This is a genomic window from Streptomyces sp. AC627_RSS907 (assembly GCF_019049165.1).
In genome coordinates this window covers 12045-38064 of the sequence record NZ_JAGMUE010000152.1, presented here as the reverse complement: position 1 = coordinate 38064, position 26020 = coordinate 12045, and the positions used below count along the sequence as shown (strand labels likewise).

The window sequence follows — 26020 nt, the reverse complement described above, 5'->3', positions numbered from 1 at the left end:
ATCCCCATGGACTTCGTCTCGATCCGCGTCATCACCAGCGACGTGGCGCGCCTCGTCGAGTTCTACGAGCGCGCCACAGGGGTGGGGGCGGTGTGGGCCACCGAGGACTTCGCCGAGCTCAGGACCGCGGGGGCCACCCTCGCCATCGCCGGCATCCGCACGGTCCCGCTGTTCGCCCCGGGCTCCGCACGCCCGGCGGACAACCACAGCGTGATCACCGAGTTCCTCGTCGACGACGTGGACCGCGTGCACCGGAACCTGACCGGCTTCGTCACCGACTTCGTCAACGGGCCCACCACGATGCCCTGGGGCAACCGGTCCCTGCTGTTCCGCGACCCCGACGGCAACCTCGTCAACTTCTTCACCCCCGTCACTGCGGAGGCCGCCGGACGACTGGCACGGTGACGCCGCGCACGGCCCGCGCTCAGCCTGCCCGGGCGGGCAACCGGCGTCACCCGGGGCGCGTGTGTCGGCGACGGGCCGTGGCGGACGCCCCTCAGCGGGCGCCCGGCACCACCCGCCACACGCGGAAGTCGGTGATGCGGAAGTGGCTCCACGTGGTGCGGAAGGCGAAGTGCCCGGCGGTGTACGGCTCCGGGTCCCGGTAGTCGAAGACCAGGCGGCCGTTGTTCCACCAGCGCACCGTCGGCCCGTCGGAGACGATCCGGACGTGGTGCGGCCGGTCGGGCACGAGCAGGGGTTCCCTGTAGTCGCGCACCAGCGGGCGCACGCCCGCCTCGCCGATGTAACGGCGCAGCCGGGTGGTGGTGTTGGTGTTGGCGCCGTAGCCGACGTAGTACGTCCGCAACCGGTCGTAGTCGGCCAGCGTGCCGTCCCGGTGGGTGGCGAAGAGGTCGCGCGGGGAGCGCGTGTCGGTGGCGTTCCAGAAGTTGTTGAGATCCGAGACCCGGTCGTCGGGGCCGCTCCCGGAGACCGGCGTCGCGGTGTACTCCAGGACGTACGGGCCGGTCAGCCGTTCCCTGAACCAGACGGTGGCGCCGGCGGGCACGTCGATCTCCAGGGTGCCCCGGGAGGCGGTGACGCTGCCGCCGTCCTCCAGCTCGACGGCCCACCGGCGCAGGCCGTGCCGGAAGTCGTCGTGGGCGAGGAGACGTCCGCGTCGGCGGTGCGGCGCCGCCTGCGCGGTGCCCGCGGGGACGGTGGCGGCCAGCGCCGCTCCTGCCGCCAGGGCGGTGAAGGTCCTACGGGTGGTGGTCATGGGAGCCGGCTCCTTCGGGGGTGGTGAGGGCGGGCCTCGGGACCCGGCGGGTCTCCGTGCCGAGGTAGTAGTCGGTGTACGTGGACTGCAGATAGCCGCGCACGGTCCAGCCCAGCCGGTAGGCGGGGTTCTGCGCGAGGGTGTAGAGGCGCGTGGAGGTCGGCTCGGTGGTGGTGTACAGGCGCAGCGCCCCGTGGTCGGCCGTCTCGGCGAGGATCTCCTCGCGCCAGTCGCCGAGCAGGTCGCCGTAGAACGGGGTCGCGTTGCGGGCGCCGGAGACCACGCCGGAGGGGGCGAAGAGCTTCGTGCTCGTCCCCGTCGACGGGTCCCACTTCTCCACGTGGGTGAAGTCGAGGAGCTCGGCGGCCCGGTCGCCGTCCCACCAGATGCGGAAGTTGACGCTCGGGGTGGTCGCGGCGACCTTGCCGTCCCGGACGTTGAAGACGCCCGCGCCGGGCCGGGTGACGTCGGCGGTGGACGTCCAGTACTCGTAGCCGGGGTGCCCGGGGTCGATGTCGGCGGCGTTGCCGCGGCCGACGTCCAGGTCGGCCTCGCTCACCGGGCCGGCCGGGTGCGTACCGGTCGCCAGGCGCTCACCGGTCGCCGCGTCGTAGTAGTACCAGGGGAAACGGGAGAGGACGCCCAGCTCGGACTGCTGGACGGCGAAGCCCTCCAGGCCGGGGCGGGCGGGGTCGAGGTCGGCGATGGCGAAGCGGTCGCCGTGGCCGGCGCCGTCGACGACGTAGCGCAGGGTGCCGTCGTCGTCGACGACGTAGTTGCCGTCGGCGATCTCGTCCCGGCCGTCGCCGTCCAGGTCGACGGTGCGGAGCTGGTGGAAGCTGGTCGCGCCGCTGCCGGCGGGCACCACGTACTTCCAGCGGCGGGTGAGGTCGGTGCCGTCGAAGTCCCAGGTCTGGAACAGGACGCGGAAGGCGCCGCGCTTGGCGCCGACGCGGGTGACCAGCTTGGTGACCAGGCTGGGGCGGGAGCCGTCCAGGTAGGCGATGCCGAAGTGGCCGCCGGAGGGGCCGTCGGCGGTGAAGTCGTCGGGCACCGGCTGCCGGGCCCGTTCCCTGCCGGTGCGCCCGTCCACGACGGACACGAACTGGGCGGCGGGCGACGCCGCTTCGACGCTCGCCCCGTCGGCGAACGCGGTGCCGTCGGCGGTGTGCAGCAGCACCTCGGCGCGGCCGTCGCCGTCGAGGTCGTAGACGGTCACGTTGTCGTCGTTGCGGTAGCCGCCGATGGCGGTCGAGCCGCTGACGGCCGCGGGGGCCGGGTCGTTGGCCCCGTTGCCGGGCGCCCGGGCGAGCGAGTTGGGCCCGAGGTCGACGCGCCACAGCCGGCGGCCGGTGAGCGTGTACGCCTCCAGCAGATCGGTCCCGGTGCGGTCCGTGGAGAGCCGGCTGACGACGAGTTCGTACCGCCCGTCGCCGTCCAGGTCACCCGGCCAGGCGTGCTGCACCGTGTAGCCGTCGGCGGCGGCGAGCGGGATCTCGGCGTACCCGCCGGCGAGTCGGAGCGCGGCACGGCTCGGCCGGCCCTCCCGCCCGTCGACGACGGCGCGCACGGTGTACGTGCCCCTGCGCGCGCCCGCGGAGACGTCCCGGTACGTCGTCGAGCGGGTGACCGGCGTGCGGTTGAGCCTGCGCCCGTTCCGGTAGACGTTGAAGGCGATGCCGTCGCCCTCGCGGGCGTACTCGGTGCCGAGCAGCCGCCAGCTCAGGAAGGTCCCCCCGTCCAGGGGGACCGCGACCAGGCCGCGGTCGAGGTCCTCCGTCACCCGGCGGGGGGCCTGCTGCGCGGTGGTGGCGGCGTCGGCGGTGTGCGTGCCGAGCAGGGCGGTCAGGACGACGGCTGCGGTCGCACCGGTTCTTCGGCGGCGCGTGGGCTTCATGGGACGGAGCTCCTTCGAGGGCGGTGTCACGTGCCCTCACTCTGCCGTCCCGGTCGCCGCCCGGACCGTCCTGCCACAAGGCCGCAATGAAATGATCACGAAGGGCCCGCGGGGACGCCGGTGCGACCGCTTCGGAGGCCGACGTCCGGAAGGGGGCCCGTGCCGGAGCGCGTGCCGTCCACGACGGTCGCCTCTCGGCGTCGACGCCGGGTTGCGTCGAGGACGGCGCCCCCGCGGCCGGCACCCTCCTGGGACACGCCGCCCGACGCGTGACGCCGCTGCCCCCGCCGGACGGCCGCGGCGCGGCACATCGCGTCACGCGTGGGGTGCGCGCTTCCGCGCGGTGACGAGGACCGGGGGAGGAGGGCGAGAGCGAGGACGGCGCCGGTGAGGGCGAGCAAGGGGTAGCTGCCCGCTGCGACGACGACGCCGGAGGCCATGCCGCCGGTGGCCCCGGCGATGGCGATGGCGACGTCGACGATGCCCTGGGTCTTGGCGCGCGTGGCCAGGGGGTCGGCGTCGGTGATGAGGGTGGTGCCGCTGACGAGCCCGAGGTTCCAGCCGATGCCGAGCAGGACGAGGGCGAGGGTGAGGAGGAGGACGGAGTCGGCGGGCGCGGCGGCGGCGCCGGCAGCCAGCAGGGTCAGGCCGGAGGCGACGGCCGTCGTGGTGGGTCCGTAGCGGTCGGTGAGGGCTCCGGTCAGGGGCGGGGGCAGGTACATCGCGCCGACGTGCAGGGCTATGACGAGGCCGGAGGCGGCGGTGCTGTGACTGACCGTGGTCGTGCATGTGCACGGGGGTCATCGTCATGATCCGGTGCGCGACCCCGCCCCGCCGCCGGTGCGCGAGACCCGCGCCGGGGCGTGGGTCTCGCGCACCCCCTTCGTCCCCGACGAGAACACCCCCGTCCGAGCGCTGACCGGCCGTTAGACACGTGATCCTCGGGTACTCGCCTCAGCGTGCCGAGGCCGGGCGCCGTTCGCCGGTCCCGGCCGCGACGAATCCGTAAAGAGGGAGGTTCCCAGATGAGCACGGTCAAGGAAACGGTGGAAGTCGAAGTCCCGGTGCACACCGCCTACAACCAGTGGACCCAGTTCGAGGAATTCCCGCAGTTCATGGAAGGGGTCGAGGAGGTCAGGCAGGTCGACGACCGCCACAACCACTGGACCACCAAGGTCAGCGGGGTGAAGCGCGAGTTCGACACCGAGATCGTCGACCAGCTCCCCGACGAGCGCATCACATGGCGCACCACCACGGGCGACACCAAGCAGAAGGGCACGGTCCGCTTCCAGCGCCTGGACGACACGCACACCCGGGTCGAGCTCGTCATGGACATCGAGCCCACCGGCGTCGCGGAGAAGGCCGGTGACATGCTGGGAGTGGTCGACCGGCGGGTGAAGGGCGACATGCGGCGCTTCAAGGAGTACATCGAGGGCCGCGGCGGCGAGTCCGGATCCTGGCGCGGGCGCATCAAGCCGGGTGGGTGACCCCGTCCCGCCCCCGAAGCGCGTCGCTGTCGGCGCCGGTGACCGCATGGTGCCGCCGGCGCCGACGGCCGCGACCGTGTGTCACCATCACGGTGCCGGCCCGACCCCGTCCGCGCCCCTCGGCGCCACTTGGGCGCGGCTCCCGCGGCGAGCAGGACGAGGCCGGCCTCCGCGGGGCCGCCCGGCGTCAGGACGCGCCGGAACGGGGCCGCGGCGGCGTACCCCACACCCGCCGGGCACCTTCAAGGCACACGTGAGCCGCATCCTGACCGCGTCGGGAGTGAGCAGCCGAGTGCAGGCGGCACTTCCGGCACGCGACGCGGGACTGACCGTCTGACCGCGGGTTCCGCACGCCCGGACCCCGGGGAAGGCTCACCGGACGACGCGGCGGGAGCGCCGGCGCCGGCCAGGGCGTCCTCGAGGCAGCGCGACGGGCGCCGCCGAGGACCGGGTATCAGTTAACCCCTTCATCATTCACGGGACGCATTCCGTTTTCCTTTCGGTCGACGGAGTGCGTCCCGAATTGTTGCGACGCGCCCCGCGCGTATTTCGTCATTCACCATTCGCCCACCGTTCACCGGCCATGACACAACTCTGGGGGAATACCCCCGGTCTAATCGGTCGAACAAAGCGCGCAGGGAGTGACGTCCCCACAAGAGGCGCTGTACGCAACGAATTCCTGGGGGCCCGCCGAGAATGGATCGCTCAACCCTGCGCGGCAGACCGCGACAGGCCGCCGCACTGCTCGCCGCGGCCATCACCGTCACCGCGTTCTGCGCGGCCGACGCCGTCGCCCGCAGCTATCCGTTCGGCCCGCGCACCCGCGCGGTCAACGACCTGGGCAACCAGTACGTGCCGTTCCACGCCCACCTGTGGGACCTGCTGCACGGCCGCTCCGACGGCGGCCTGCTCGTCAACTGGCAGTCCGGGTTCGGCTCCAGCTTCCTGCCCGACATCGGGACGTATCTGAGCAGCCCGTTCGCCCTGCTCGTGGCCCTGTTCCCGAGGGACCAGATCGACCTCGCCGTCTATACGGTCACCGTCCTGAAGACGGCGTGCGCCGGCGCCGCCATGGCCTGGCTGCTGCTCAGGCTGCGCCCCGGCCGCTGGTGGGCGGCGGGGCTGCTGGGCGCCGCCTACGCCCTGTGCGGCTGGTCCCTCGCCGACGCCTCGTACAACCCGATGTGGGTCGACGGCCTCATCGCCCTGCCCCTGCTGTGCCTGGTCGGCGAATGGGCGCTCACCGGACGGCGCCGGCTGCTCGGCGTGCTGATCGTGGCGCTCGCCTGGATCGCCAACTTCTACACCGCGTACATGGCCACCATCGGCGCCGGCCTCGTCCTGCTGCTCCGGCTGTGGCTCTCCGGACTCCCGCGCCGCCGGGCCCTGGCGGCGACCGGCCGGGCCGCGGTCACCGTCGGCCTGGGCGTCGGCCTGGCAGCACCGCTGGTCACGGTCATCTACTTCGGCACCAAGCACGCCTACCCGGGCCGGGTCACGCACTTCGCGCCGGTCGCCACGGAGGACCTGCTGGCCCGGCTGCTGCCCACGACGTACGGCTTCGGCAGCCCCGCGCTCTTCGTCGGCACCACCGCGCTGCTGCTGGCCCTCGCCCTGCCCTTCCACCGGGCGGCCCCCGTACGGGTGCGCGCCGGATGGAGCCTGCTGGTGGCCGCCGTCACGCTGTCGATGCAGTGGACGCCGACCCATCTGGCCTGGCACGCCTTCTCCACCCCCAACGGCAGCCCCTACCGCCAGACGTTCGTGCTGTGCGCGCTGCTGGTGATCGCGGCCTGGCACACCCTGTCCTACGGCGTGCCCGGCCGGCGCGCGCTGGCCGCGGCCAGCGGGCTGTTCGCCCTCATCGCCGCCGTCGCGGGCGGGAGCGCCCTGGTGCACTCCTACGCCTGGCCGGTGCTGCTCCTCGCCGTCGCCGGTGCCCTCGGGGGACTGCTCCTGCTGCGCCGCGCGGAGGCCGTCCGGCCCGCCGCGCCCACAAGCCCCGACGCCGAGAGCGCCCCCGCCGCTGCGGACGGTCCCGGCGCCGGGGACGGCACCGGGACCGGGGACGGCCGCGTCGCCGAGGCGGGCGCCGCAGCCGGCGGTACGACCGCGCGCCGCCGCACCGCGCTCGCCGGGCTCGCCGTCACCCTCCTGGTCGGCGCCCAGCTCGGCGAGGCCACCGCCACCGCCGCCGTGGCCACCCGGCTGCGGCTGAACCACATGGACGACTACGCCTCCTGGGGGGACCGGCAGGAGCGTCAGGCGGAGGCCATAGCCAGGGCCGACGGCTGGCCCGCCTACCGCACCGACCCCGGCCGTGAGCAGACCGTGGGCAACGACCCGATGATGGTGGGCGGCCAGGGAGCCCAGTACTACAGCAGCCTCACCGCGGACGTCCTCAGCCGTACCCTCACCGCCCTCGGCGGCGGCTGGACCTCACGCGGCCGGAACCTGCAGAGCCTGGACAACTCCGTCACCGACGCGATCTTCTCCGTGGGCGCCCGGGTGCACTCCCCGCCGGACCAGCACCAGAGGTGGAACCCCCGCGACCGCAGTCCGGCGACCGTGTCCCGGCAGGACGTACCGCCGCTGGTCACGGTCCGGCCGTCCCCGGCGGCCACCGCCCGCACCGGCGTCTCGGCCTTCGGGCCGTCGCCCTACCGCAACCAGGAACTGCTGCTGGGCACCCGCGTCTACACCGTGCCCGCGCTGACCGTGCGCACCGGCGACGGCGGGCAGCCCGACCGGGCGGCCGGTGACCGGGCGGGCGGTGACCGGGCGGGCGGTGACCGGGGGGGCGCGGTGATCGAGGCCCCCCGCAGGAAGGCCGCCGCACACCGGCCGACGATCGCGGCCCAGTGCCCGGCCGGCAGCGAGGTCTACCTCTGGGCCCCGCACTTCTCGGGCACCGCCCGCCTCACCGACACCCCGGCCCACCCGCTGACCGGCCGGTTCACCTCCGACGCCGCCAAGATCGCCGCGATGCAGCGGCTCGGCACGGCCCCGACGTCCGGCCGGGTGCGGATCGAGCTGTCGCCCACCCGGGCCGGCACCGTCCCGGACGGCGCGGTCGGCTGCCTGGACACCGCGCGCCTGAGCACCGCCGTCCAGCGGCTCAAGGCCACGGGCGCCGGAGAGGTGACCGTCTCCGACGGCACCGTCCGGGCCCAGCTCCCGGCCGGCAGCAAGGGCACCGCCGTGCTCGCCGTCCCCCGGATCGCCGGCTGGCGGTGCGCCGCGGGCGGAGCCCCGGCCGAGCCCGCCCAGACGCACTACGGCCTGGTCGCCGTCCCCCTGGACGGTTCCGCGACCAGCGTCACCTGCACCTTCCACCCGCCCGGCCTGCGACTGGGCGCGGCCGTCGGGGGCGTCTCGCTCCTGACCCTCGTCCTGCTCGGCATCGTCACCGCCGTCCGCGGACGGCGGCACGCACACCGCCCCGCGCTCCGCACCGCCACGCAGCCGCGCGAGCGCACCACCAGCACCCTCTGACCGCGCCCTCTGACCCGCGCCCCGGAGACAACCATGCTCATCTCGATCGTCGCCCCCTGCTACAACGAGGAAGACGTCATCGAACGCTTCCACGCCGCCGTGCAGAAGGTCGCCGACGACCTGCTGCCGCTCGGCCACGACATAGAGTTCGTCTACGTCGACGACGGCAGCCGCGACCGGACGCTCCCCCTCCTGGAACAGCTCGCCGACCGCGACCCGCGCGTCCGCTACGTCTCCTTCAGCCGCAACTTCGGCAAGGAGGCCGCCCTCCTCGCCGGTCTGCGCCACGCCACCGGCGACTCGGTGGTGGTCATGGACGCCGACCTCCAGCACCCGCCGGAGCTGATCGGACGCATGGTCGAGCTGCACGGGCAGGGCTACGACCAGGTCCTCGCCCGGCGCAGCCGACGCGGCGACCGCTTCACCCGCACCCTCACCGCCCGCCTGTACTACCGGCTGGTCAACCGGCTCGTCGACGTCGAACTCATCGACGGCGTGGGCGACTTCCGGCTGCTGTCACGACGCGTGGTGGACGCGGTGCTGGCCCTGACCGAGTACAACCGCTTCTCCAAGGGCCTGTTCGCGTGGGTCGGGTTCCCCAGCACCACCTTCGAGTACGAGAACGCCGTACGCGAGCACGGCCGCAGCTCCTGGACCCTGAAGTCCCTGCTCAACTACGGGCTCGACGGGCTGCTGTCGTTCAACAACAGGCCGCTGCGCGCCGCCCTCCACCTCGGCATGGCCCTGCTGACGTGTGCCGGGCTCTACACGGCCTGGATCGTGGGCGCCGCACTTGTCAACGGCGTGGAGACACCCGGGTATGTCACCATCATCACCGTCGTCACCGCGCTCGCGGGGGTGCAGATGGTGATGCTGGGCGTCATCGGGGAGTACACCGGCCGGATCTACTACGAGGTCAAGGGACGCCCGCACTTCCTGGTGAAGGCGACCAACGTGGAACGGACGAAAGACCTCATTCCCTGATGCTTACTGTCATGAACCGTCCGATGCCGAGACAGATGGCGACCTTCGCCCTGGTCGGCGTCGTCAACACCGGTACGTACTACGGGCTTTACCTGTTGTTCCTCATGCGCTTGCCCTACCTCCTCGCGCATGTTCTCGCCTTCCTGCTCAGCATGGCCGGGTCCTTCTTCCTGAACGCGCGCTTCACCTACCGGACCCGGCCGACCTGGCGGAAATTCCTGCTGTTCCCGCTGACGAACGCCGCCAACTTCGTGATCACCACGGCCGGCGTGTACGTGATCGTCGACGTGCTGCAGGCCGGGAGCCGGTTCGCCCCCCTGATCGCCTCCGCGGCGGCGATCCCGGTGACCTTCGTGATCTCCCGCCGGATCATGCTGTGACCAGGAACGCCGACGCCCGTCACCACGGCGTCCTGGCCGCCTGAGGCAGGGAGGCAGCGGCGGCGCCGGGCGACGCACCGCTCGGCGGCCGCCGACGAGCCGGGGTGTCACCGCCGGTCGGTGACGTAGAACTCCATCCACTCGATTCCTGGGACGGTGAAGCGGGAGCCGGTGTTCGCCGCGGCGATTCCGTCGAACTCGCCATCCGTCCCCGGGGCTCCGAGAACCCAGGGCGTCGCGATCCGCCACGCGCTGTGAAGGACGGTGAGGAGCGTGGCCTCCGGGCTGACCGTTTCGAGTGGCGAAGTCAGGCGCACCTCGGCGAGCTCGGGGTACTTCCCGTACCGCTCGTATGTCTCGAACCGAATGGTCCTGTCCAGCCGGGCCGCGAGCCGGCCGACCACGCGCTCGGCCCCGCGGCGGTCATGGGTGCGTACGTGGCAACGCCACCGAATCGTCTCGAACACGCAAGGACCATAGAGGCGTTCGCCGAAGTGCCCGGCTCCGTGCTCGTAGCGGTGGTGGAGCCTTCCCCGGCCGGCCACGACGCCGCGCCCCTTCCGCGCCGGCTCACGGCCGGTCGGGATACGGCGGTCCCCGGGCCCGGTTGTGCGGGCATACTCCTGTCGTGCTGTTGACGTGGATCGCTGAGGTGGCGGACGAGCCCCTGGTGCTGGAGCCGGCTGACCGGCGGGTGGAGTGGGAGACCAACACGTGGTCGCTGGGTGCGGCTGACGAGGACAGGAGGTCGTTGTCCGTCGCCGAGGTGGTGGCTGCCTTCGAGCGGACTGCTGCCGCCATCCGGGAAAGGATCCGTGATCTGGGCTTTTCCGGGGCGGCGACGTTCTACGTGTGGCACGACGAACAGGCGGGGCAGCTCCGGTGCTCGACCGGTTCCGTGCCCCCGGACGCGTTGCCGTTCGGCGGTACCTCTGTGGCGTGCGAGGACCTCGGTCGGATCGTCGAGGGATTCCTGGCCGCCGGCGAGCCGGGCCTCGTCGCCTGGTCGGACCGGTACGACGCGCAGAGCCTCTCGGCGCAGACCGGGACCGAGCCGGAGACCAGGCCCTTCGACGTCTGGGTCAGCGGTGTCGGAGCCTCACACTGACTGACCGGTGGCGGATGCCGCGCTTGCGGAGCCACCCTTCACTACCGCACCACGGTCGGTCCTGTGAGACGCCCCCGGGACCGGCATGGACGAAAGTCACGAGGTGCTCGACTTTCGGCCGATGTCCCCGTCCGGTGCGCGCCGTTGACTGGTGGGATGACGACCCAGGTATCCGGACCGACCACTGTCGCAACGCGTGCCCTCGCGCCTGACCTGGCGCGGGGCTTCATGCTGCTGTTCATCGCGCTGGCCAACTCGCACTATTTCCTTCGGGGCCCGGCGGTGCTCGGTGGCTATCCACAGGACGGCTCGACCATGGACTCGATCGTGATCTGGCTGATCTCGACCTTCGTCGACGGTCGGGCGTTCCCGATGTTCGGGCTGCTGTTCGGATACGGCGTCGCCCACATCGTGCGTCGGCAGGAGCCCCGGAAGCCGCGGTCGGTGCGCCGGCTGCTGTGGTGGCGCAGCCTGGTGCTGGTCGTCGTCGGTTCCCTGCACGCGGTACTGCTCTACGTCGGTGACATCCTGGCGGCATACGGGGTGCTGCTGTTCGTGGGCGCATGGATGGTCCGCTGGAAGGACCGCTGGCTGCTGCTGACCGCTCTGCTGTTCTTCGTGCTCGTCTCCTTGCCGAGCGGCGACTCCTCGACCATCAGCGTCGATCCGCCGGACAGCTCGATGCTCCCCGCGGACGTGCTCACGATGGTCACCGAGCGGGTCCAGGTGGCGCCGTGGGTCGCGTTGCTCGGCCCTCTCGGGTTCGTGTGCCCGTTCGCGGTCGGCCTGTGGGCAGGACGTCGACGGATCCTGGAGCGGTCCGAGCGGTACCGAACCCTGCTGCGTGTCGTGGCATCGGTCGGAATCGGCGCCGCCGTACTCGGCGCCCAGCCGATCTCGCTGATGCTCTCCGGCGTCGCGTCCGTTCCGGGCCGACCGACACTGGAGCTGATCGGCCCGCTGCACGACTCGACGGGCCTCGTGGGTGGCTTCGGGTACGCGGCACTGGTGTCACCGCTCGCGCGTCGTCTCGAACTCCGACGGGGAACGGTGGTGAGCGCGATCGCCGCCGTCGGGCAGCGGTCGATGACCTGCTATCTGGCGCAGTCGGTGGTCTGGGCACTGGTCTTCACGCCCTTCCTGCTCGACCTCTCCGAGACCCTGACCGTCACCACCACGGCGCTCCTGGCCCTCGCCACCTGGACCGGGACCGTGCTGCTGGCCCAGCGCATGCACCGAGCAGGACAGCGTGGCCCCTTCGAACTGCTGGTCCGCCGTGTCACCTACCGACGACCGGCCTGAGCCGCGGGCCGCGGGCCCGGCACCCTCGCGCGGGCGCCGGTGCTGCCGCTGACCACCGGTGACGCCGAGCGGCCCGGACCGCCGGGCTCCATCAAGGGGCTGCGATTCGTCCGGATCGAGGCGTTCGACACCGACGCCGCGGTCACCGCCACCGAGCTGCTGCGGTTCGGGTACTCCTGGGCCGCCGTCCACGCCATCCCCGCCGCCCGGCCGTCGGCCGCCCACCCCGCCGGACGGTTCCTCCTCACGCCGGCTCCCAAGGCGTACGCCGGCACCGGCGTCCAGGCCGTCCACCCCGGCCAGGAGGGCCGTGTGCCAAGCCGGAGGCCGCACGCCAGGCCGCGCCCGCCCTGACCGCGGTGAGGCCTGCCGAGTGGGCGGCGGCGAACGCGTCCCGGCTGCGAAGGCGCGCCGCCTGATCTCCCGCCGGAACACGGCAGGCCGACCACCTCTCAACCCTCAGGAGCGAACATCAGCACCCCGGCGGGCATCGGCTCCCTCGCCGGGATACGTACACACAACCGGTGCGGCCCGCGCGGTTCCCCGAGCGCGCGGGCGGGTGGATGCTGGACGACGGGGGTGGTCGGCCATGGCTGGTGAGCAGGAACGGCAGATCGTGATCGAAGTGGGGGAGATGAGGTGCTACCCGGAGCCACTGGGGCGGACCGGATACTCGTTCCACCCGGTCGGAGCCCGGCAAGGCGGCATGCTCGGCTGGAACGCCGTCCGGGGTACCGCGGCCGAACGCGACGAGTGGCGGGCGGCGGGCGAGTTGTTCCGCCGCTCGGTGCGCGAGGCGGAGGACGCGTATCAGGCCGTCACCCGACGGGGCGTGGGCCGTCACCTGCCCGGGGCACGGCGGCGGAAGGAGCGCGCCGCGGAACGCTTCCGGGACGTCCTGGCCGCGGCCGAGGAGCGCTATGCGCCGGTGCGGGCGGAGATCAGGCGCCGTCTCGCCCTCGCGAAGGAGGAGTCCCGCCGGGAGCAGGAGGAACGCAAGCGCCGCTGGGCGGCGGAGGAGGCCGAGAGGAAGGAGCGGGAGCGGGTGAGACTGGCGCGCGCGGAACGCTGCCACGCGCTGGCGAGCCGGGCGATCTGGGGCTGGCTGCTGATCGGCGGGGACGGCACGACCGCTCTCGTCCACCGTCACGACGTGCGCCCCGCACAGCCGCTGCCGACCGCCTCAAGACGGTCTTCGGACCCCCTGGACGCGTACGCGCTGGCGAGCGAACTGGAGGAACTCGGACAAGGGGAGGGGCTCACCTCCGTCCAGTGGGAGAAGGCAGCCCGCAAGAGGGTGGTCAGCGAATGCTCGACACCGGAGGACCCGGTGCAGTTCGGGCAATGGTGGGCCGAGGTCACCAGCCACCGCTGGCGGTCACCCGGTGAGCTTCCCCCGCCCTCGCCCGGCCCGGGCCACGGACACGGCCACGGCCACTCGGGCAGCGACTACGGCGGCATCGGCGGGGACTTCGGCAGCGGACACGGCGGCGGCTTCAGCTGTGGCTTCGGCGGCGGCTATTAGGCCGCTGCTCCGGAGGGGGGACCCAGGCCGGACCAGAGGGTCCTTCCACGCTTGCTGTCCTGTCCCGCTCTGTCCCCCGCCCCCGTCGCCGAGCCGGAGACTTCTGACGTGTCCTGGCTTCGCCGGTAGGCTGCGGCGGTGCGTACGGTCGAGCTTCTGTTGGACGAGGCGGCGGAACTGGCGGTTCGGGAGGCCTGGCGGCGGCTCGCGGACGCGGGGCTGCCCAGTCAGGCGCGGCGGCGTTCGCCGACCAACAGGCCGCATCTGACCCTGGCCGCCTGTCCGGAGCTGACCGCCCCGATCCGCTGGGAGCTCGCCGAGGTGGCCGCCGCCCTGCCGCTGCCGGTGCGGTTCACCGGCGTGGTCCGCTTCGAGCGGCCCACCTCGGTGCTGGCCTGGGCGCTGGACTGCGACCCCACGCTGGCGGGCGTGCACCGCCGGGTGTGGGAGGCGGTGGCCTCCGACAGCCCGCCCGCGACCCTCAGCCCCTTTCACGCACCCGGGCGCTGGAGCCCACACATCACCCTCGGCCGCACCCGGCGGGCCGGTGCCTTCGCCGGCCGGCGCGTCCCCGAACTGCTGCCGGCGCCACCGCTGACGGCCCGGCTCACCATCCTGCGCAGTTACGACACGGAAACCGGCGCCCTGGAGGTGCTGGAGCCCCGCCCCTGATACGCCCCCGGACACCGGCCGGCCGGCGCCCCGATGTGCCCCCGCCTGGTCCGACCCCTCCAGCACGCCCGGCCTTCTTCCCCTTTCCTCTTTCCTCGTCGCGGTCGCCTTGCCGGTGATGGCCGGGAGCACGTCTATCCGGCGTCGGCGTCGGTGCCGTTCCCGTCCGGACCGGGAGTGTCCTGTCCCAGGCCCCGGCGGATCGCGATCTCCACGGGTGAGTACGCGCCGTCGGCCCGCTCCAGTTCGTACGGCACGGCCGGCAGCAGCGGCGGCTGGGCCATGAAACGCGGCCGCACCCCGTGGTGCGGTTGCGCCGCGTGCACCAGGAACGGATGGCACAGGAAGACGTCGCCCGGGGACCCGGTGGCGAGGGCGACCGGCCGGTGGTCGGAGGCCGCCACCAGGTCGGGGGCGAGGGTCAGTCCGCTCGCCCCGTCCTCCCCGTACTTCTCCAGCACCTTCGGCACGTCGAGGTGTGAGCCGACCCGGATCCGGGTCGGGGCGTCCTCCTCACCGACCTCGCTGAACAGGAACAGCATCAGCAGCGCCCGGCCCCGCGAACGCAGATTCGTGAAGTACCAGCTCTCGCCCTCCGGAAGATAGCTCCCCTCGATGTGCCAGCCCGTGTCTGCCGGCTCCTCCTCGTGCGGGAAACGCAGCGGGAACGTCCCCAGCGAGTAGCGCGGCTCCCAGCGTCCCGCGCCGACGAGCAGGTCGTACGCGTGGTGCAGGGACGGGGAGTTGGGTGCGGCGGCGAACGGTCCCTGCGCCATGCCGCCCACCCAGTGCACGGGCCGTGTCCACGTCGAAGGGTCGTCCGGGGCGCAGCCCGTCTCCCGCCACAGCAGCCGTGCGCAGTCCGCGGCCACGCGCGGCGCGACGGCGCCCTCCACCTTCACGAAGCCGTCGCGGAGGAAACGGGTTACCAGGGTCGTGTCGTCCATGCCCCCATCGTGCGGCGACACCGGTGCCGATCACCCGACATTCCCCGCACCGCCTTTGTCGGGCACGAGGCTGGGCGTGTGGTTCCCGGTCACGCCGTTCACGCGGCAGGCGGAGCTGCGACAACTGGTGGGTTGAGGCGGGCGAAGCCTTCCTGGCGCTGGTAGGGGAAGTACGGGTAGGGCGCTGTCCTGGCGCTCGCCGCGTCGAGTTTCGCCACCTGGTCGGGCGTGAGCGACCAGCCGACGGCACCGAGGTTCTGGCGAAGCTGGTTCTCGTCGCGGGCACCGATGATGACGGAGGAGACGGTCGGTCGCTGGAGCAGCCAGTTGAGGGCGATCTGCGGAATGCTTTTGCCGGTCTCCTGCGCGATCTCGTCGAGGGCGTCGACCACGCGGTAGAGATGTTCGTCCTCGACGGGCGGGCCGTAGTCCGCGGTGTGGTGCAGTCGGCTGTTGGCCGGGAGCGTCTGGCCGCGGCGGACTTTGCCGGTGAGCCGTCCCCAGCCGAGCGGGCTCCACACGAGGGCTCCGAGGCCCTGATCGAGCCCGAGGGGCATCAGCTCCCATTCGTAGTCGCGGCCGATGAGTGAGTAGTAGACCTGATGTGCGACATAGCGCGGGTGGCCGTATCTCTCCGCGCTCGCGAGGGACTTCATCGCCTGCCAGCCGGAGAAGTTGGAGATGCCGAGGTAGCGGACCTTCCCTGCCCGTACGAGATCGTCGAGCGTGGACAGGACTTCCTCGATCGGCGCGCCGGCGTCAAAGGCGTGCAGCTGGAACAGGTCGATGTAGTCGGTGCCGAGCCGGCGCAGGGCGTCCTCGCATGCGGTGATCAGGCGTGAGCGAGAGGTACCCGCATCGCCGGGGCCGTCGCCCATCGGCAGGCCGGTCTTGGTGGACACGATCACCTGGTCCCTGCGGCCTTTGATCGCTTCGCCCAGCACCTCCTCGGAGGCCCCGCTGGAATAGACGTCGGCGGTGTCGAACATCGTGATCCCGGCGTCGAGGCAGATGTCCACGAGACGGCGTGCTTCTCGCGCGTCGGTGTTGCCCCAGGCACCGAACAGCGGTCCTTGGCCGCCGAAGGTGCCGGCACCGAAGCTCAGCGCGGGGACCTTGAGGCCGGATGCGCCCAGCCGCCTGTATTCCATAGCTGTTCCTCTCGTCGCCTGATCTGGCTAATGGTTCTGTAGTTCCGTTAGTGTGTGCCTCAACGTAGCAGGTGTGAGTGATTAAGGGAACTGGAGTCCCGTTATGAGTCTTGAGGGTGCGGATCCGGGGACTGTCCGTCCTGGTGGGCGCACGGCACGGGTGCGGGCGTCTGTGCTGCGGGCGGCTGAAGACGCGTTGGCGGAGCATGGCTTTGCCCAGTTGGACCTCGCCGACATCGCGCGCCGTGCCGAGGTGGGCAAGACCACCGTCTACCGCCGCTGGGGAACGGTCACCAGCCTGGTGGCCGATGTGCTGCTGGACATGGCCGAGCAGTCACTGCCGCGTACCGAGACCGGCTCGCTGCTCGGTGATCTCCAGGCCAACGCCCGGCTCGTGCAGCGCACCTTGGCCGACCCGCGGCAAGGAGCGCTGTTCAAGGCAGTGATCGCCGCCGCCACCTGCGAGGCGAAGACAGCCGAGGCCCTGCACCGTTTCTACGACATCCGCGTCAAGGAGTGGGCACCCTGTGTCCAGCAGGCCATCGACCGGGGCGAGGTCCCCGAGGGTACCGATGCCCACGAGGTGATCCGCGCTGTCTCCGCTCCCCTCTACTACCGCCTCCTGACCAGCGGGGCCTGCCTGGACGAAGCCGCCGCGGACCAGGCCGCCGAAGCCGCAGCGGCCGCGGCACGCGCGGGAGCGTACCTGCGGAACGGCAAAGACTGAGCCTGACCGGACACCTCGTCCGGGACGCCCGTCAAGCGGGTGCCGGGCCCGCATCAGCGGGTGCCGGGCCACCACCGGCTGCCCCGCGCCCCGGGACGGTGTCCAGGGCCGGCGCGATGACGGCGAAGGCCCGGTCGGTCAGTGCGGCCGGATCCGCGGCACCGTTGCTCTCGCTCCAGCGCTGCAACACGGTGTGGAAGGCCGTCAGCGCCATCCCCGCGGCCATCTGCGGATACAGCTCCTCCGCGGGCTCGATGCCGAGCCGACGGGCCACGGTCACCGCCAACGCGTCCCGCCACTGCGCCTGGTGCTCCAGGAAACGTGCGTGCAGGGCCGGTGTCCCCAGGATCAGCTGAACGACGGGCAGCGCCCGGTCCGCATGCCCCGCACAGGCGTCGATGGAGCACCACACGGCGTGCCGCAGGGCGGCCGACGGCGGCTCCTGCGCCGGGCGCCCGGCGAGCTCGTTCCGCATGCCGGTACCCATCTCGGCCAGGAACTGGACGACCACGTCCTCCTTGGAGGAGAAGTACCGGAAGAACGTCCGCTTGGACATACCCGCGGCGGCGGCGATCGCGTCCACCGTCACCGTGTCGAAGCCCTCGCGTGCCAGCAAGTTCAGCGCGGCCCGTGTCAGCTCGTCCGCGACGAGCTGACGTTTGCGCTGGGCCAGGGTCTCTGCGGGGCGGGAAGTCATGCGCCCATCGTATGCAACGTGCCGTTGCTGTCCTGAGGTGTCACTCTTGACACTCGATGCCACGTCGGGCACGGTGAGTCATATGACGAGTCAGAAACGCTGGAGCGCCGACCAGATCCCGGACCAGAGCGGACGGGTGTTCGTCGTCACCGGGGCGAACAGCGGCCTTGGCCTGGCGACCACCCGCGCCCTCGCCCGCAGGGGCGCCCGAGTGATCCTCGCCGTACGCGACGAGGAGAAGGGCCGCAGGGCCGTAGCGGACCTGACGGCCGAACTGCCGGGCGCACGCCTGGAGGTGCGCCGACTGGAGCTTTCCGACATGGAGTCGGTCCGCATGTTCGCCGACCGGCTGAAGTCCGACGGCGTGCGGCCCGACGTGCTCGTCAACAACGCCGGCGTGATGGCCCCGCCCCGCACACTCACCGGGCAGGGCGTGGAGGTGCAGTTCGCCGCCAACCACCTCGGCCACTTCGCCCTCACCGGCCTGCTGCTCGGTCGGATGGCAGAGGGCAAGGACCCCCGCGTGGTCACGGTGACGTCGGCCAACCACCGTCAGGCGAAGATCTTCTTCGACGACCTGACGGGCGAACAGAAGTACTCACCGATGGGCTACTACAACCAGTCGAAGCTCGCCAACGCCGTCTTCGGCTGGGAGCTGCACCGGCGGCTGACGGCGGCGGGCAGCCCGGTCCGCAGCATCCTGGCCCACCCCGGCTACACCTCCACCAACCTGCAGACCAGCGCCCCCGTCGGGATGGTGAAGCTGCTCTTCGGCCGCCTCCTGGTGCCGCTCGCCCAGTCCCCGGACCAGGGCGCGCTGCCTCAGCTGTACGCGGCGACCGCGCCCGACGTACGCGGCGGCGAGCTGTTCGGGCCTGACGGTACGGGGGAACTGCGCGGGGCGCCCAAGCGGGTGCAGCTGGCACCGCGGGCCGCCGATCCGGAAACCGGCAGCCGGCTGTGGCAACTGTCCGAGCCGCTGACCGGCGTGCGCTTCGCGCTTCCGGCCGCCGCCTGAGCCGCGAAGTGGCCCTGCTCACGAGAACCGAGAACCGAGAACCCAGAACCGACGGCACATGACCATCGATGCCGGCAGTAGGCAGCGGGCCCGAGTGATGCGAACGGTCCGGGACCGATGGCGCCGGACAGACCTCGGGCCCGAGGCGCGCAAGAGGCGGTTGCGAGGCTAGCGAGGTGCCGCGAGTACGTCCCGGAGTACGTTCGCGAGCGTGACGCGGGCCAGCTCCTGTCTCAGGGTCTCCTCGATGCCGTCGTAGACGCTCTGCATCACCGGCTGGATGCCGTGACCCACCACGCATTCCTGGTCCGGCGTGGTGCGGTGCATCGCGAACAGCGGGCCGGGTTCCACTGCCTCGTACACGTCGAGCAGGGTCATCGACTCCAGCTCGCGCGCCAGCGACCAGCCCGCGCCCACGCCCCGCCGGGACTCCACGAGCCCGGCCCTGCGCAGCTCGCCGAGCAGCCGTCTGATCACCACGGGGTTGGTGTTCGCGCTGGTCGCGATCTGCTCGGAGGTGGCGACCTCGTGGCCCTGGCGCTGGTAGAGGCCGATCCAGGCCAGCGCGTGGGCGGCGATGGTCAGCCTGCTGTTGGCACTCACGGACTCCTCCTCTCGGCCGCAACGCTTCATGTTACGACAGCGCAGTCGTAACAGAGACGGTTGCGACAATCTGTCGTAACAACTAATGTTGCGACTGCCGGAAAGGGTCAATCAACGAGGTGAGAAGAATGAGCAAGCCACTCAGGGGCAAGGTCGCCCTGGTCACCGGGGGTTCGCGCGGGCTGGGAGCCGCGACCGTACGGCTGCTGGCCGAGCAGGGCGCCGACGTCGCCTTCACCTACGTCAGCTCCGAGAAGCAGGCGCGGGCCGTCGTCGACGAGGTGCACGGCAGGGGAGCCAAGGCCGTCGCCTTCCAGTCCGACCAGGCGGACACGAGCCGGGCGCCGGCGCTGATCGACGACGTGGTCGCGCACTTCGGCGGCCTGGACATCCTCGTCAACAACGCGGCGATCTCCGTGGCCGGCACGGTGGACGACCCGGACGCCGACACCGCCGCACTGGACCGGATGCACGCCACCAACTACCTCGGCGTGATCGCCGTCATCCGGGCCGCCTCCCGAGTGCTGCGCACGGGCGGCCGCATCATCACGGTGAGTTCCGGACTGGGCTCCCGGGTCGGCACCCCCGGCCTTGCCGACTACTCGGCGACCAAGTCCGGCATCGAGAGGTACACCATGGGCGCCGCACGCGACCTCGGGCCCCGGAACATCACGGCCAACGTCGTGGAGGCCGGACTGATGGAGGGCGGCATGCAACCGCCGGACCCCGAGACCCTCGATGCCCTGGTCAGCTCGCTGTCCCTGCAACGCATGGGGCACCCCGACGAGATCGCCGCGGCGATCGCCTTCCTGGCGAGCCCCGCCGCGTCGTACGTCACGGGCGCGGTGCTGGACGCCCACGGCGGCTACAACGCCTGAATCCGTACCCCTGGCGCGCGCCCCGAAGGACATCGCGCCGTCGGGGCGCACCGCCGGCGGCCCACGACAAGGCGTACGGCTCGAAGGCTGGGCGCGGTGAGCTGCGACGGACGTCAAGGGCCCGGGCAAACACCGCCAGGGCCTGTGTGATGCCGGGACCATCTTGTCGATCCGGGTCCGCCCGGACAGCGGATCCGGTAGGAAGGTGGTCGTGACGCGCAGGCGACTCGTCGATGAGCAGCGGAAGTCGACCGAGCCGTACCTGCCGACGGGCGACACGTCCCGTCCCGGGAGCCGGCGGGGAGACCAGCGGCGCGTTCTCATCGTCGCCTACAACGACGCGCAGATCCTCGACATCGCCTGTCCCAGCGGCGCCCTGGACATCGCCAACCGGTACGGCGCACAGCCGCCCTACGCCATCGAGCTGGGCACCCTCGGCCGCCGGGCCGCCCGGAGCTCGGCCGGGATCCTGCTGGCAGCCGGGCAGAGCCTGGAGGCGGTCGTGGGGCGGCTGGACACGCTGATCGTCGTGGGCGGCGTCGGCTGCGAGGACGCGGCGGCGGACGAGCGACTACTGGGCCAGGTGCGACGGCTGGCCGCACACAGCCGGCGTGTGGCCTCGGTCTGCACCGGCGCTTATGTGCTGGCCGCCGCCGGACTGCTCGACCACAGACGGGTGACGACCCACTGGGGATGGGGAGACCGGCTCGCCGAGCGCCACCCCGCCGTGGCCGTGGACGCGAACCCCCTCTACATCCGCGACGGAAACGTCTACACCTCGGCCGGGGTCACCAGCGCCCTCGACCTGACACTGGCCCTGATCGAGGACGACCACGGTCCGACGCTCGCCCGGACCGTCGCCCGCGAACTCGTGACTCACCTGCACCGGCCCGCCGACCAGGCCCAGATATCGATGTTCCTCGCCGCACCGCCGCCGGAAGACCGGCTGGTACGGGACCTGATGGGCCATATCGCCGGCCACCTGGCCGAAGACCTCACCCCCGCGGCCCTGGCGGCCCGGGCGGGGGTCAGCCCACGGCATCTGACCCGCCTGTTCACCGCACACCTCGGTACGACTCCCGCGCGGGCCGTCCGCGCGGCACGCACCCAAGCGGCGGCGCACCTCGTGCGCTCCAGCGCACTGTCCATGGCAGCAGTCGCCCGGCGCTGCGGTTTCCGGTCGCCGGAGACGCTGCGGCAGGCGTTCCTCGACCACTACGGGGTCACGGGGGACAGACTTCGCAGGATGCCGGACATGCCACCCCCACATGCCGCTCCGGGACAGAAGACTCCGGGCCCATGAGCCATTCCACGACACGCAGAAACGTCCTGCGCGGGACCGTGGCCACCGCCGCGCTCGCGGCCACGGCTGCGGCCGCCCGTACCGAAGCGGCGTACGCGGCCCCGCACGGCGGCGGCACGGGCCCGAACATCGGCATCCTGCTGTACGACGGCTACAGCCTGCTGGACCCCACCGGCCCGGCCGAGATCCTGTCCCGGCTGCCGGACGCCACCGTGACCATGATCGCCGAGAGACGGGGAGCCGTCCGCACGGACACGGCAGACGTGGCCGTGCTGGCCGAGCGCTCCCTCGCCGAGGTCGACCGTCTCGATGTCCTCCTGGTGCCAGGCGCGGGCAACCGCGGCACCACCGGGGCGATGAACAACCAGGCGCTCCTGCGCTGGATCCGCAAGATCCACCGCCACACCCAGTGGACCACCTCCGTCTGCACCGGCAGCCTCGTCCTCGCCGCGGCCGGCCTGCTGCACGGCCGGGAGGCGACGACCTACTGGGCCTCCGCCGACTACCTCCAGTCCACGTTCGACGTCACCTACCTGCCACAGCGCCACGTACGCTCCGGAAAGATCATCACCGCGGCCGGGGTATCGGCGGGAATGGACATGGCCCTGTACCTCGCGTCCCTGATCGCGGACGACGACACAGCGAAGGCCATCCAACTCGCCGTCGAATACGACCCTCATCCCCCCTTCGACTCCGGCAACGCCGCAGAGGCCAGTCCCCAACTGAAGGCACACGCGCTGCGATTGCTCGCCGCGTCACAGGTACAGGGGACGCCGGCGCTTATGCGCATGAGCCGATGAGCGGACGGGACCCTCGCGGCCCGCCAAGAACCCGGCGGCTGCTCCTCCGTCGGCCAGGACGAGATGGGTCCGGGGGGAGCCGGCCATGGCCAGGCGTCGGTCGAAGCGCCCGCCGGTGAAGGTGGCGGCGAACATCATGAACCCGGTGACCAGGGTGACGGCGGTGAGGACCCCGGTGATCTGGGTCAGCTCAGTGCCGGCGCGCGCCGGCTTCTCTCCGGTGGAGGCCAGACGGAAGGGGGCCGCCTTGTCGGGGATGGTGAGGTGGACCAGGCCGAGCCAGGTGGGAATGAAGAAGACGACCAGCAGCACGGCGAACCGGTTCCGGGCGTGCTCGATCAGGTCGTACCGGGTGGCTGTGGTGAACAGGTCCAGGTGTGCCTCATGCCGGTGCCGCCGTCTCCAGGCGCAGCGCCCCCGCCTCCAGACGCCACAGCTCATCGAGGCGTTCGGTGTCGTAGGCCAGGTGGGAGACCACCAGGACAGAGCGGCCGGCGTCGCGCAGCTGGGCAGCCAGTTCCCAGAACCGCTGGTAGGTGTCCCAGTCGAAGCCCTGGTACGGCTCGTCCAGCAGCAGAACCTGCGGATCGTGCATGAGCGCGAGCGTGAGGTTCAGCTTCTGCCGGGTCCCGCCGCTGAGCACCCCGGCGCGCACATCGACGTACTGGGAGAACTGCAGCGCCTCCATGACCTTCTCGGCGTGACGCAGGTCGGCCAGCGCGAAGGCCGTCCTGAAGAATTCCAGGTGCTGCCGGACGGTCAGGGCGTCGTTGAGGACCACATCCTGGGGGCAGTAGCCAAAACGCCCCCGGTGACGCACCGTGCCACGGTCCGCACGCAGTTCACCGGCGAGGATCTTCAACAGGGTTGTCTTGCCCGCACCGTTCTCGCCGACGATCCCGGCCAGCGCACCGGGCCCGAGGCGAAAGTCGATACCCCGCAGGACCGCCCGCCGACGGTAGGCGTGATGCACCCCGCTTACTTCCACCGCGCCGCCCCCAGCCCGTCCGGCAAGCACTCTCGTCATGTCAACCGCAAGTGTGATGACACGGAAACGGGCAGGCCCACAATCTGATCACCAAACCGCCCGAAACGGTGAAGCGAGTGAGGTCGCCGATCAACGGGCGGCGGTCAACCGGCTGCGCTGCCCCGGTTGCCGGCACCCGAGGCAGCCAGTGCACGGCGTCGGCGCGGAAGGACGGGTGAACGGGGGCGTCCGGCTGCTGGAGCAGACGGCGTCACCGCCAGTGGCAAGGGGCCTGGCCCAACGGTGTCCGGCTGGGCGGGGGAGAGCCCCGGGCGGCCGTCGAGCGGGTACCGGTCGGCGAAGTCCTCGTCCCGCCGGCAGAGCCGGGCGTGCCCGTTGATCACGCTGCCCCGCCGGGATCCCCAAGGCCCCCCGCAGAGTCAGGCCAGGAGAACTTGTATCCGGCGAAGTCGGCGACGTGGACATACCCCATGCGCTGGTAGAGGGCGTTGCTGGTGGGGTTGTCCGGGTCCGTGAACAGGACGACGTCCGACGCCCCCGCGGCCAGCGCGGCCATGCTCACCTCGGCCGTCACGGCTCCGGCGTAGCCACGGCCGCGGAGGTGGGCCGGGGTGTAGACGGGGTCCACCCGGACCATGCCGCCGACGAGCGAGGTCGCGGCCGCCATCGAGACGGGGGTGCCCTCCGGGCTCTCCCAGAACGTGAAGTGCCTGTCGCCGAAACGCGACTCCTCCCAGGAGCCGGCGTCGATCAAGTCGATGGAGGACTGCTCCCCGACGTCGACACAGAACTCACGGCACCAGCGCACGACGTGGTCCCGGTCCTTACCGTCCGTGAGACGCCCCTGGCCCGCCGGGCGCGGCTGCGGCGGGGTGAGCGCGCCGAGACGGTAGAGACGCGTCCGCCAGAAGGGTGCCGACGCCGCGCCCGTGTGCCGCTGCCACGACTCGGCGAAGGCACCCGCGGTGTCGTGGTCGGCGATGACATTGGCGGGTGAGTGGCCGAGGCCGGCCAGGTGCGCGGCGAGGGTGTCGGTCTGGTCGACGGAGAGAGGCGTGAGGCCCAGGCGGCCGCGGGAAGTGAGATAGAAGATCGCGCGGACCTCGCCCTCTGCCTCCAGTCGACCGAGAACGGCGGCTTCGGCGTCGTGATCGGCCGCCCTGCGCATCCGCAGCTTCTCGATGTCCGTCAGCGGCGTGTTGTGCAGGGCGGCGCGCGAGCACAGGAACTCCCCCGCTCGGGCGAGGAAGTCGTCGACGTCTTGGGTGAGGTGCCAGTCGTCCAGGGCCATGCTTCATGGTCCCGGACGACCTCGGCTCGGGGACCGCTTCCTCAGCAGGTTTCAGCCACGCGCCCTCACCCCGTCCAGCGCGGGCGCGTACCGGTCGCACAAAGAACACTGGCCGGGGTGCAGTTGAGCACGTTTCACGCGCGCGGTCCGGCACCGGCAGCCCGTGCGCGTCACCCGGTCCCGTTCGACGTTCTCACCCGGCAGTCGAAGTCGCCCAGCAGGAGGAGGACGATGTCGCGCGGGTCGGCGGTGAGCGGTCGCGGACGACGTCGGCGTACGACGGTGAGCCAAGACCGCGGACCACCGGGACCGGGCTGCCTGCGTGGTCGGGCCAGCCGGTCAGTTGCCGACGCAGCGTGTCGCGCCGACTCTCACTCGACGGGGTCGAGGCCGCGGGACTACCCGGGCGGCAGGAACACCGCCGGCCAGGCACGCTCGGCGATCAGCTCACGCATGGCCGCGGGAGACGGGGGCGTCAGCCGGTCCCACACCGGCACGACGGGCGCCGTGACGGAAGCCGTGCGGCCAGGAGATCGTCCGCTCGACGACCCGGCGGAAGGTGCCCAGGCGGGTGCCGTGGGGCTCGCCGCGTTCGTCGAAGAGCGGAACCGTCCTGTGGCGACGCCGGCACCCGGGCGTCCGGACGGGTCAGCCCTTGCCGCTGCCGTAGTCGTCGTAGAAGCCCTGCCCGGTCTTGACGCCGAGACGGCCCGCGTCGACGTACCTCTTCAGCAGCTCACGTGGGCCGGCGGGCAGGCCGGGGCGCTCGGCGGCGTAGTGCTCCTCGATGTCCAGGACGACGTCCAGGCCGACATGGTCCATCATCCGGAACGGGCCGGCCGGGGTGCCCATGTTGATCTCCCACATCCGGTCCACATCCTGCGGGGTGGAGACGCCCTCCGCGACCACTTCCAGGGATTCGCGCTTGATGGCCGCCCAGATGCGGTTGAAGATGAAGCCGGTCGACTCCTTCCGCGCCTCGAACGGGAAGACGCCGTACTTGGGCAGCTCCTCCTTGAGGAAGGCGAGCACCGCCGGGTCGGTCTGCCCGTCCGACATCAGGTCGACCGCGTTCTGCACCGGCGGCATGTAGAAGTGCATGTTCACCACCCGCTCGGGGCGGCCGACCCGGTCGATGAACTGGCCGGTGGGATAGGAGGAGGAGTTGCTGGCGAGGATCGCGTCGGGCTCGGCCATGGCGTCCAGGTCGGCGAAGACGCTCTTCTTCAGCTCAAGCCGCTCCGGGACCGCCTCGACGGTCAACCAGGCCCCGGCGAGTGCCTCGGTGAGGTCGTCGGTCACCTCGACCCGCCCCGGTGTGCCGCCCTCGACGCGGCCGGCCACCTCCGCGACGTTCTCCTCGACGTACGCCTTCGCCGCCTCGCCCGCGGGCTGCGACTTGTCGTAGACACGCACCACGCCGCCGCGGGTGGCGAACATCAGCGCGATCCGGCGCCCCAGGGTGCCCGCGCCGATGACGGCCACCGGCCGCTGCTCCACATCGGTGGGAAGGGTGAAACCCATCTGCTGCTCATCTCCTCTGCCACA

The 26020-nt window shown here is 71.8% G+C and carries 25 protein-coding genes and 2 pseudogenes; 15 read left to right on the top strand and 12 right to left on the bottom strand.

Annotation, left to right across the window (positions count from 1 at the left end; all coding sequences use genetic code 11):
* Nucleotides 1-6 precede the first annotated feature (6 nt).
* Nucleotides 7-405 carry a VOC family protein gene (locus KUM32_RS28880; protein ID WP_217144910.1) on the top strand — a complete coding sequence of 133 codons (399 nt, stop codon included), beginning with the start codon at nt 7-9 and terminating at the stop codon, nt 403-405.
* A gap of 91 nt (nt 406-496) precedes the next feature.
* Here KUM32_RS28880 and KUM32_RS28875 read toward each other — a convergent pair whose 3' ends face one another.
* The 3 genes and pseudogenes from KUM32_RS28875 to KUM32_RS28865 form a co-directional block, all read right to left on the bottom strand.
* Complete coding sequence (locus KUM32_RS28875) at nt 497-1219, bottom strand: DUF6250 domain-containing protein (protein ID WP_217144909.1); 723 nt, start codon at nt 1217-1219, stop codon at nt 497-499.
* Nucleotides 1203-3116: a hypothetical protein gene (locus KUM32_RS28870; RefSeq protein WP_217144908.1), complete on the bottom strand. Its 1914-nt coding sequence runs from the start codon at nt 3114-3116 to the stop codon at nt 1203-1205. The genes KUM32_RS28875 and KUM32_RS28870 overlap by 17 nt, the downstream gene beginning before the upstream one ends.
* A 356-nt stretch (nt 3117-3472) precedes the next feature.
* Nucleotides 3473-3929 (bottom strand): annotated as a pseudogene (locus tag KUM32_RS28865) (MFS transporter); the annotation flags it as partial.
* 212 nt (nt 3930-4141) lie between these two features.
* Between KUM32_RS28865 and KUM32_RS28860 the strand changes: the two are divergent.
* The 4 genes from KUM32_RS28860 (at nt 4142) to KUM32_RS28845 (ending at nt 9462) form a co-directional block, all read left to right on the top strand.
* Nucleotides 4142-4603, top strand: a complete 462-nt coding sequence (locus tag KUM32_RS28860) for an SRPBCC family protein (RefSeq protein ID WP_217144907.1) — start codon at nt 4142-4144, stop codon at nt 4601-4603.
* A 696-nt stretch (nt 4604-5299) separates the two neighbouring features.
* Nucleotides 5300-8098, top strand: coding sequence for a YfhO family protein (locus tag KUM32_RS28855; protein ID WP_217144906.1), 2799 nt, complete (start codon nt 5300-5302; stop codon nt 8096-8098).
* A gap of 33 nt (nt 8099-8131) precedes the next feature.
* Nucleotides 8132-9082 (top strand): glycosyltransferase family 2 protein, encoded by a 951-nt coding sequence (locus tag KUM32_RS28850; protein WP_217144905.1) that lies wholly within the window; start codon nt 8132-8134, stop codon nt 9080-9082.
* Complete coding sequence (locus KUM32_RS28845; protein WP_217144904.1) at nt 9082-9462, top strand: GtrA family protein; 381 nt, start codon at nt 9082-9084, stop codon at nt 9460-9462. The genes KUM32_RS28850 and KUM32_RS28845 overlap by 1 nt, the downstream gene beginning before the upstream one ends.
* 107 nt (nt 9463-9569) lie before the next feature.
* Here the strand turns inward: KUM32_RS28845 and KUM32_RS43920 are convergent, their stop codons facing one another.
* Entirely contained in the window at nt 9570-9929 is a 360-nt protein-coding gene (locus KUM32_RS43920) for a hypothetical protein (RefSeq protein ID WP_254406283.1), read from the bottom strand.
* Between the two features lie 161 nt (nt 9930-10090).
* On the opposite strand from KUM32_RS43920, the gene KUM32_RS28835 reads away from it, so the two are divergent.
* The 5 genes from KUM32_RS28835 to KUM32_RS28815 all read left to right on the top strand — a co-directional run bounded on the left by KUM32_RS28835 (nt 10091) and on the right by KUM32_RS28815 (nt 14069).
* Nucleotides 10091-10570, top strand: coding sequence for a hypothetical protein (locus tag KUM32_RS28835; RefSeq protein ID WP_217144903.1), 480 nt, complete (start codon nt 10091-10093; stop codon nt 10568-10570).
* 156 nt (nt 10571-10726) lie between these two features.
* The gene (locus KUM32_RS28830; protein ID WP_217144902.1) at nt 10727-11872 is read left to right on the top strand and encodes a DUF418 domain-containing protein; all 1146 of its coding nucleotides are present in this window, start codon (nt 10727-10729) and stop codon (nt 11870-11872) included.
* Between the two features lie 39 nt (nt 11873-11911).
* Nucleotides 11912-12226, top strand: coding sequence for a hypothetical protein (locus KUM32_RS28825; RefSeq protein WP_254406282.1), 315 nt, complete (start codon nt 11912-11914; stop codon nt 12224-12226).
* Nucleotides 12227-12461: 235 nt separating this feature from the next.
* Nucleotides 12462-13397 (top strand): hypothetical protein, encoded by a 936-nt coding sequence (locus tag KUM32_RS28820; protein ID WP_217144901.1) that lies wholly within the window; start codon nt 12462-12464, stop codon nt 13395-13397.
* Nucleotides 13398-13535: 138 nt separating this feature from the next.
* On the top strand, nt 13536-14069 hold the full coding sequence (locus KUM32_RS28815; protein ID WP_217144900.1) for a 2'-5' RNA ligase family protein: 534 nt from the start codon (nt 13536-13538) through the stop codon (nt 14067-14069).
* Nucleotides 14070-14203: 134 nt separating this feature from the next.
* Here the strand turns inward: KUM32_RS28815 and KUM32_RS28810 are convergent, their stop codons facing one another.
* Nucleotides 14204-15016 (bottom strand): phytanoyl-CoA dioxygenase family protein, encoded by an 813-nt coding sequence (locus KUM32_RS28810; RefSeq protein ID WP_217144899.1) that lies wholly within the window; start codon nt 15014-15016, stop codon nt 14204-14206.
* A 98-nt stretch (nt 15017-15114) separates the two neighbouring features.
* Nucleotides 15115-16167 (bottom strand): aldo/keto reductase, encoded by a 1053-nt coding sequence (locus tag KUM32_RS28805; RefSeq protein ID WP_217144898.1) that lies wholly within the window; start codon nt 16165-16167, stop codon nt 15115-15117.
* A gap of 103 nt (nt 16168-16270) precedes the next feature.
* Between KUM32_RS28805 and KUM32_RS28800 the strand changes: the two genes are divergently transcribed.
* A complete protein-coding gene (locus KUM32_RS28800; RefSeq protein ID WP_217144897.1) occupies nt 16271-16894 on the top strand; it encodes a TetR/AcrR family transcriptional regulator in 624 nt (207 codons plus the stop codon).
* A gap of 31 nt (nt 16895-16925) precedes the next feature.
* On the opposite strand, the gene KUM32_RS28795 is transcribed toward KUM32_RS28800, so the two are convergent.
* Nucleotides 16926-17591, bottom strand: a complete 666-nt coding sequence (locus tag KUM32_RS28795; protein ID WP_217144896.1) for a TetR family transcriptional regulator — start codon at nt 17589-17591, stop codon at nt 16926-16928.
* Nucleotides 17592-17673: 82 nt separating this feature from the next.
* On the opposite strand from KUM32_RS28795, the gene KUM32_RS28790 reads away from it, so the two are divergent.
* On the top strand, nt 17674-18609 hold the full coding sequence (locus KUM32_RS28790; RefSeq protein ID WP_217144895.1) for an oxidoreductase: 936 nt from the start codon (nt 17674-17676) through the stop codon (nt 18607-18609).
* Between the two features lie 168 nt (nt 18610-18777).
* On the opposite strand, the gene KUM32_RS28785 is transcribed toward KUM32_RS28790, so the two are convergent.
* Nucleotides 18778-19212 (bottom strand): Rrf2 family transcriptional regulator, encoded by a 435-nt coding sequence (locus KUM32_RS28785; RefSeq protein ID WP_217144894.1) that lies wholly within the window; start codon nt 19210-19212, stop codon nt 18778-18780.
* Nucleotides 19213-19340: 128 nt separating this feature from the next.
* Here KUM32_RS28785 and KUM32_RS28780 point away from each other — a divergent pair, with 128 nt between their 5' ends.
* The 3 genes from KUM32_RS28780 (at nt 19341) to KUM32_RS28770 (ending at nt 22193) form a co-directional block, all read left to right on the top strand.
* Nucleotides 19341-20090: an SDR family NAD(P)-dependent oxidoreductase gene (locus KUM32_RS28780; protein WP_217144893.1), complete on the top strand. Its 750-nt coding sequence runs from the start codon at nt 19341-19343 to the stop codon at nt 20088-20090.
* A gap of 262 nt (nt 20091-20352) precedes the next feature.
* Nucleotides 20353-21393, top strand: coding sequence for a GlxA family transcriptional regulator (locus tag KUM32_RS28775; RefSeq protein ID WP_217144989.1), 1041 nt, complete (start codon nt 20353-20355; stop codon nt 21391-21393).
* A complete protein-coding gene (locus tag KUM32_RS28770; protein WP_217144892.1) occupies nt 21390-22193 on the top strand; it encodes a DJ-1/PfpI family protein in 804 nt (267 codons plus the stop codon). Before KUM32_RS28775 ends, KUM32_RS28770 begins: the two co-directional genes overlap by 4 nt.
* Before the next feature lie 51 nt (nt 22194-22244).
* Here KUM32_RS28770 and KUM32_RS28765 read toward each other — a convergent pair.
* The 4 genes and pseudogenes from KUM32_RS28765 to KUM32_RS28750 all read right to left on the bottom strand — a co-directional run.
* A pseudogene (locus KUM32_RS28765) lies at nt 22245-22634 on the bottom strand (hypothetical protein); the annotation flags it as partial.
* Complete coding sequence (locus KUM32_RS28760; protein ID WP_217144988.1) at nt 22576-23181, bottom strand: ATP-binding cassette domain-containing protein; 606 nt, start codon at nt 23179-23181, stop codon at nt 22576-22578. The pseudogene KUM32_RS28765 and the gene KUM32_RS28760, both read right to left, overlap by 59 nt.
* A 379-nt stretch (nt 23182-23560) precedes the next feature.
* Nucleotides 23561-24472 (bottom strand): GNAT family N-acetyltransferase, encoded by a 912-nt coding sequence (locus KUM32_RS28755; RefSeq protein ID WP_217144891.1) that lies wholly within the window; start codon nt 24470-24472, stop codon nt 23561-23563.
* Nucleotides 24473-25120: 648 nt separating this feature from the next.
* Nucleotides 25121-25996: a 3-hydroxyacyl-CoA dehydrogenase family protein gene (locus KUM32_RS28750; RefSeq protein WP_217144890.1), complete on the bottom strand. Its 876-nt coding sequence runs from the start codon at nt 25994-25996 to the stop codon at nt 25121-25123.
* Nucleotides 25997-26020: the final 24 nt, after the last annotated feature.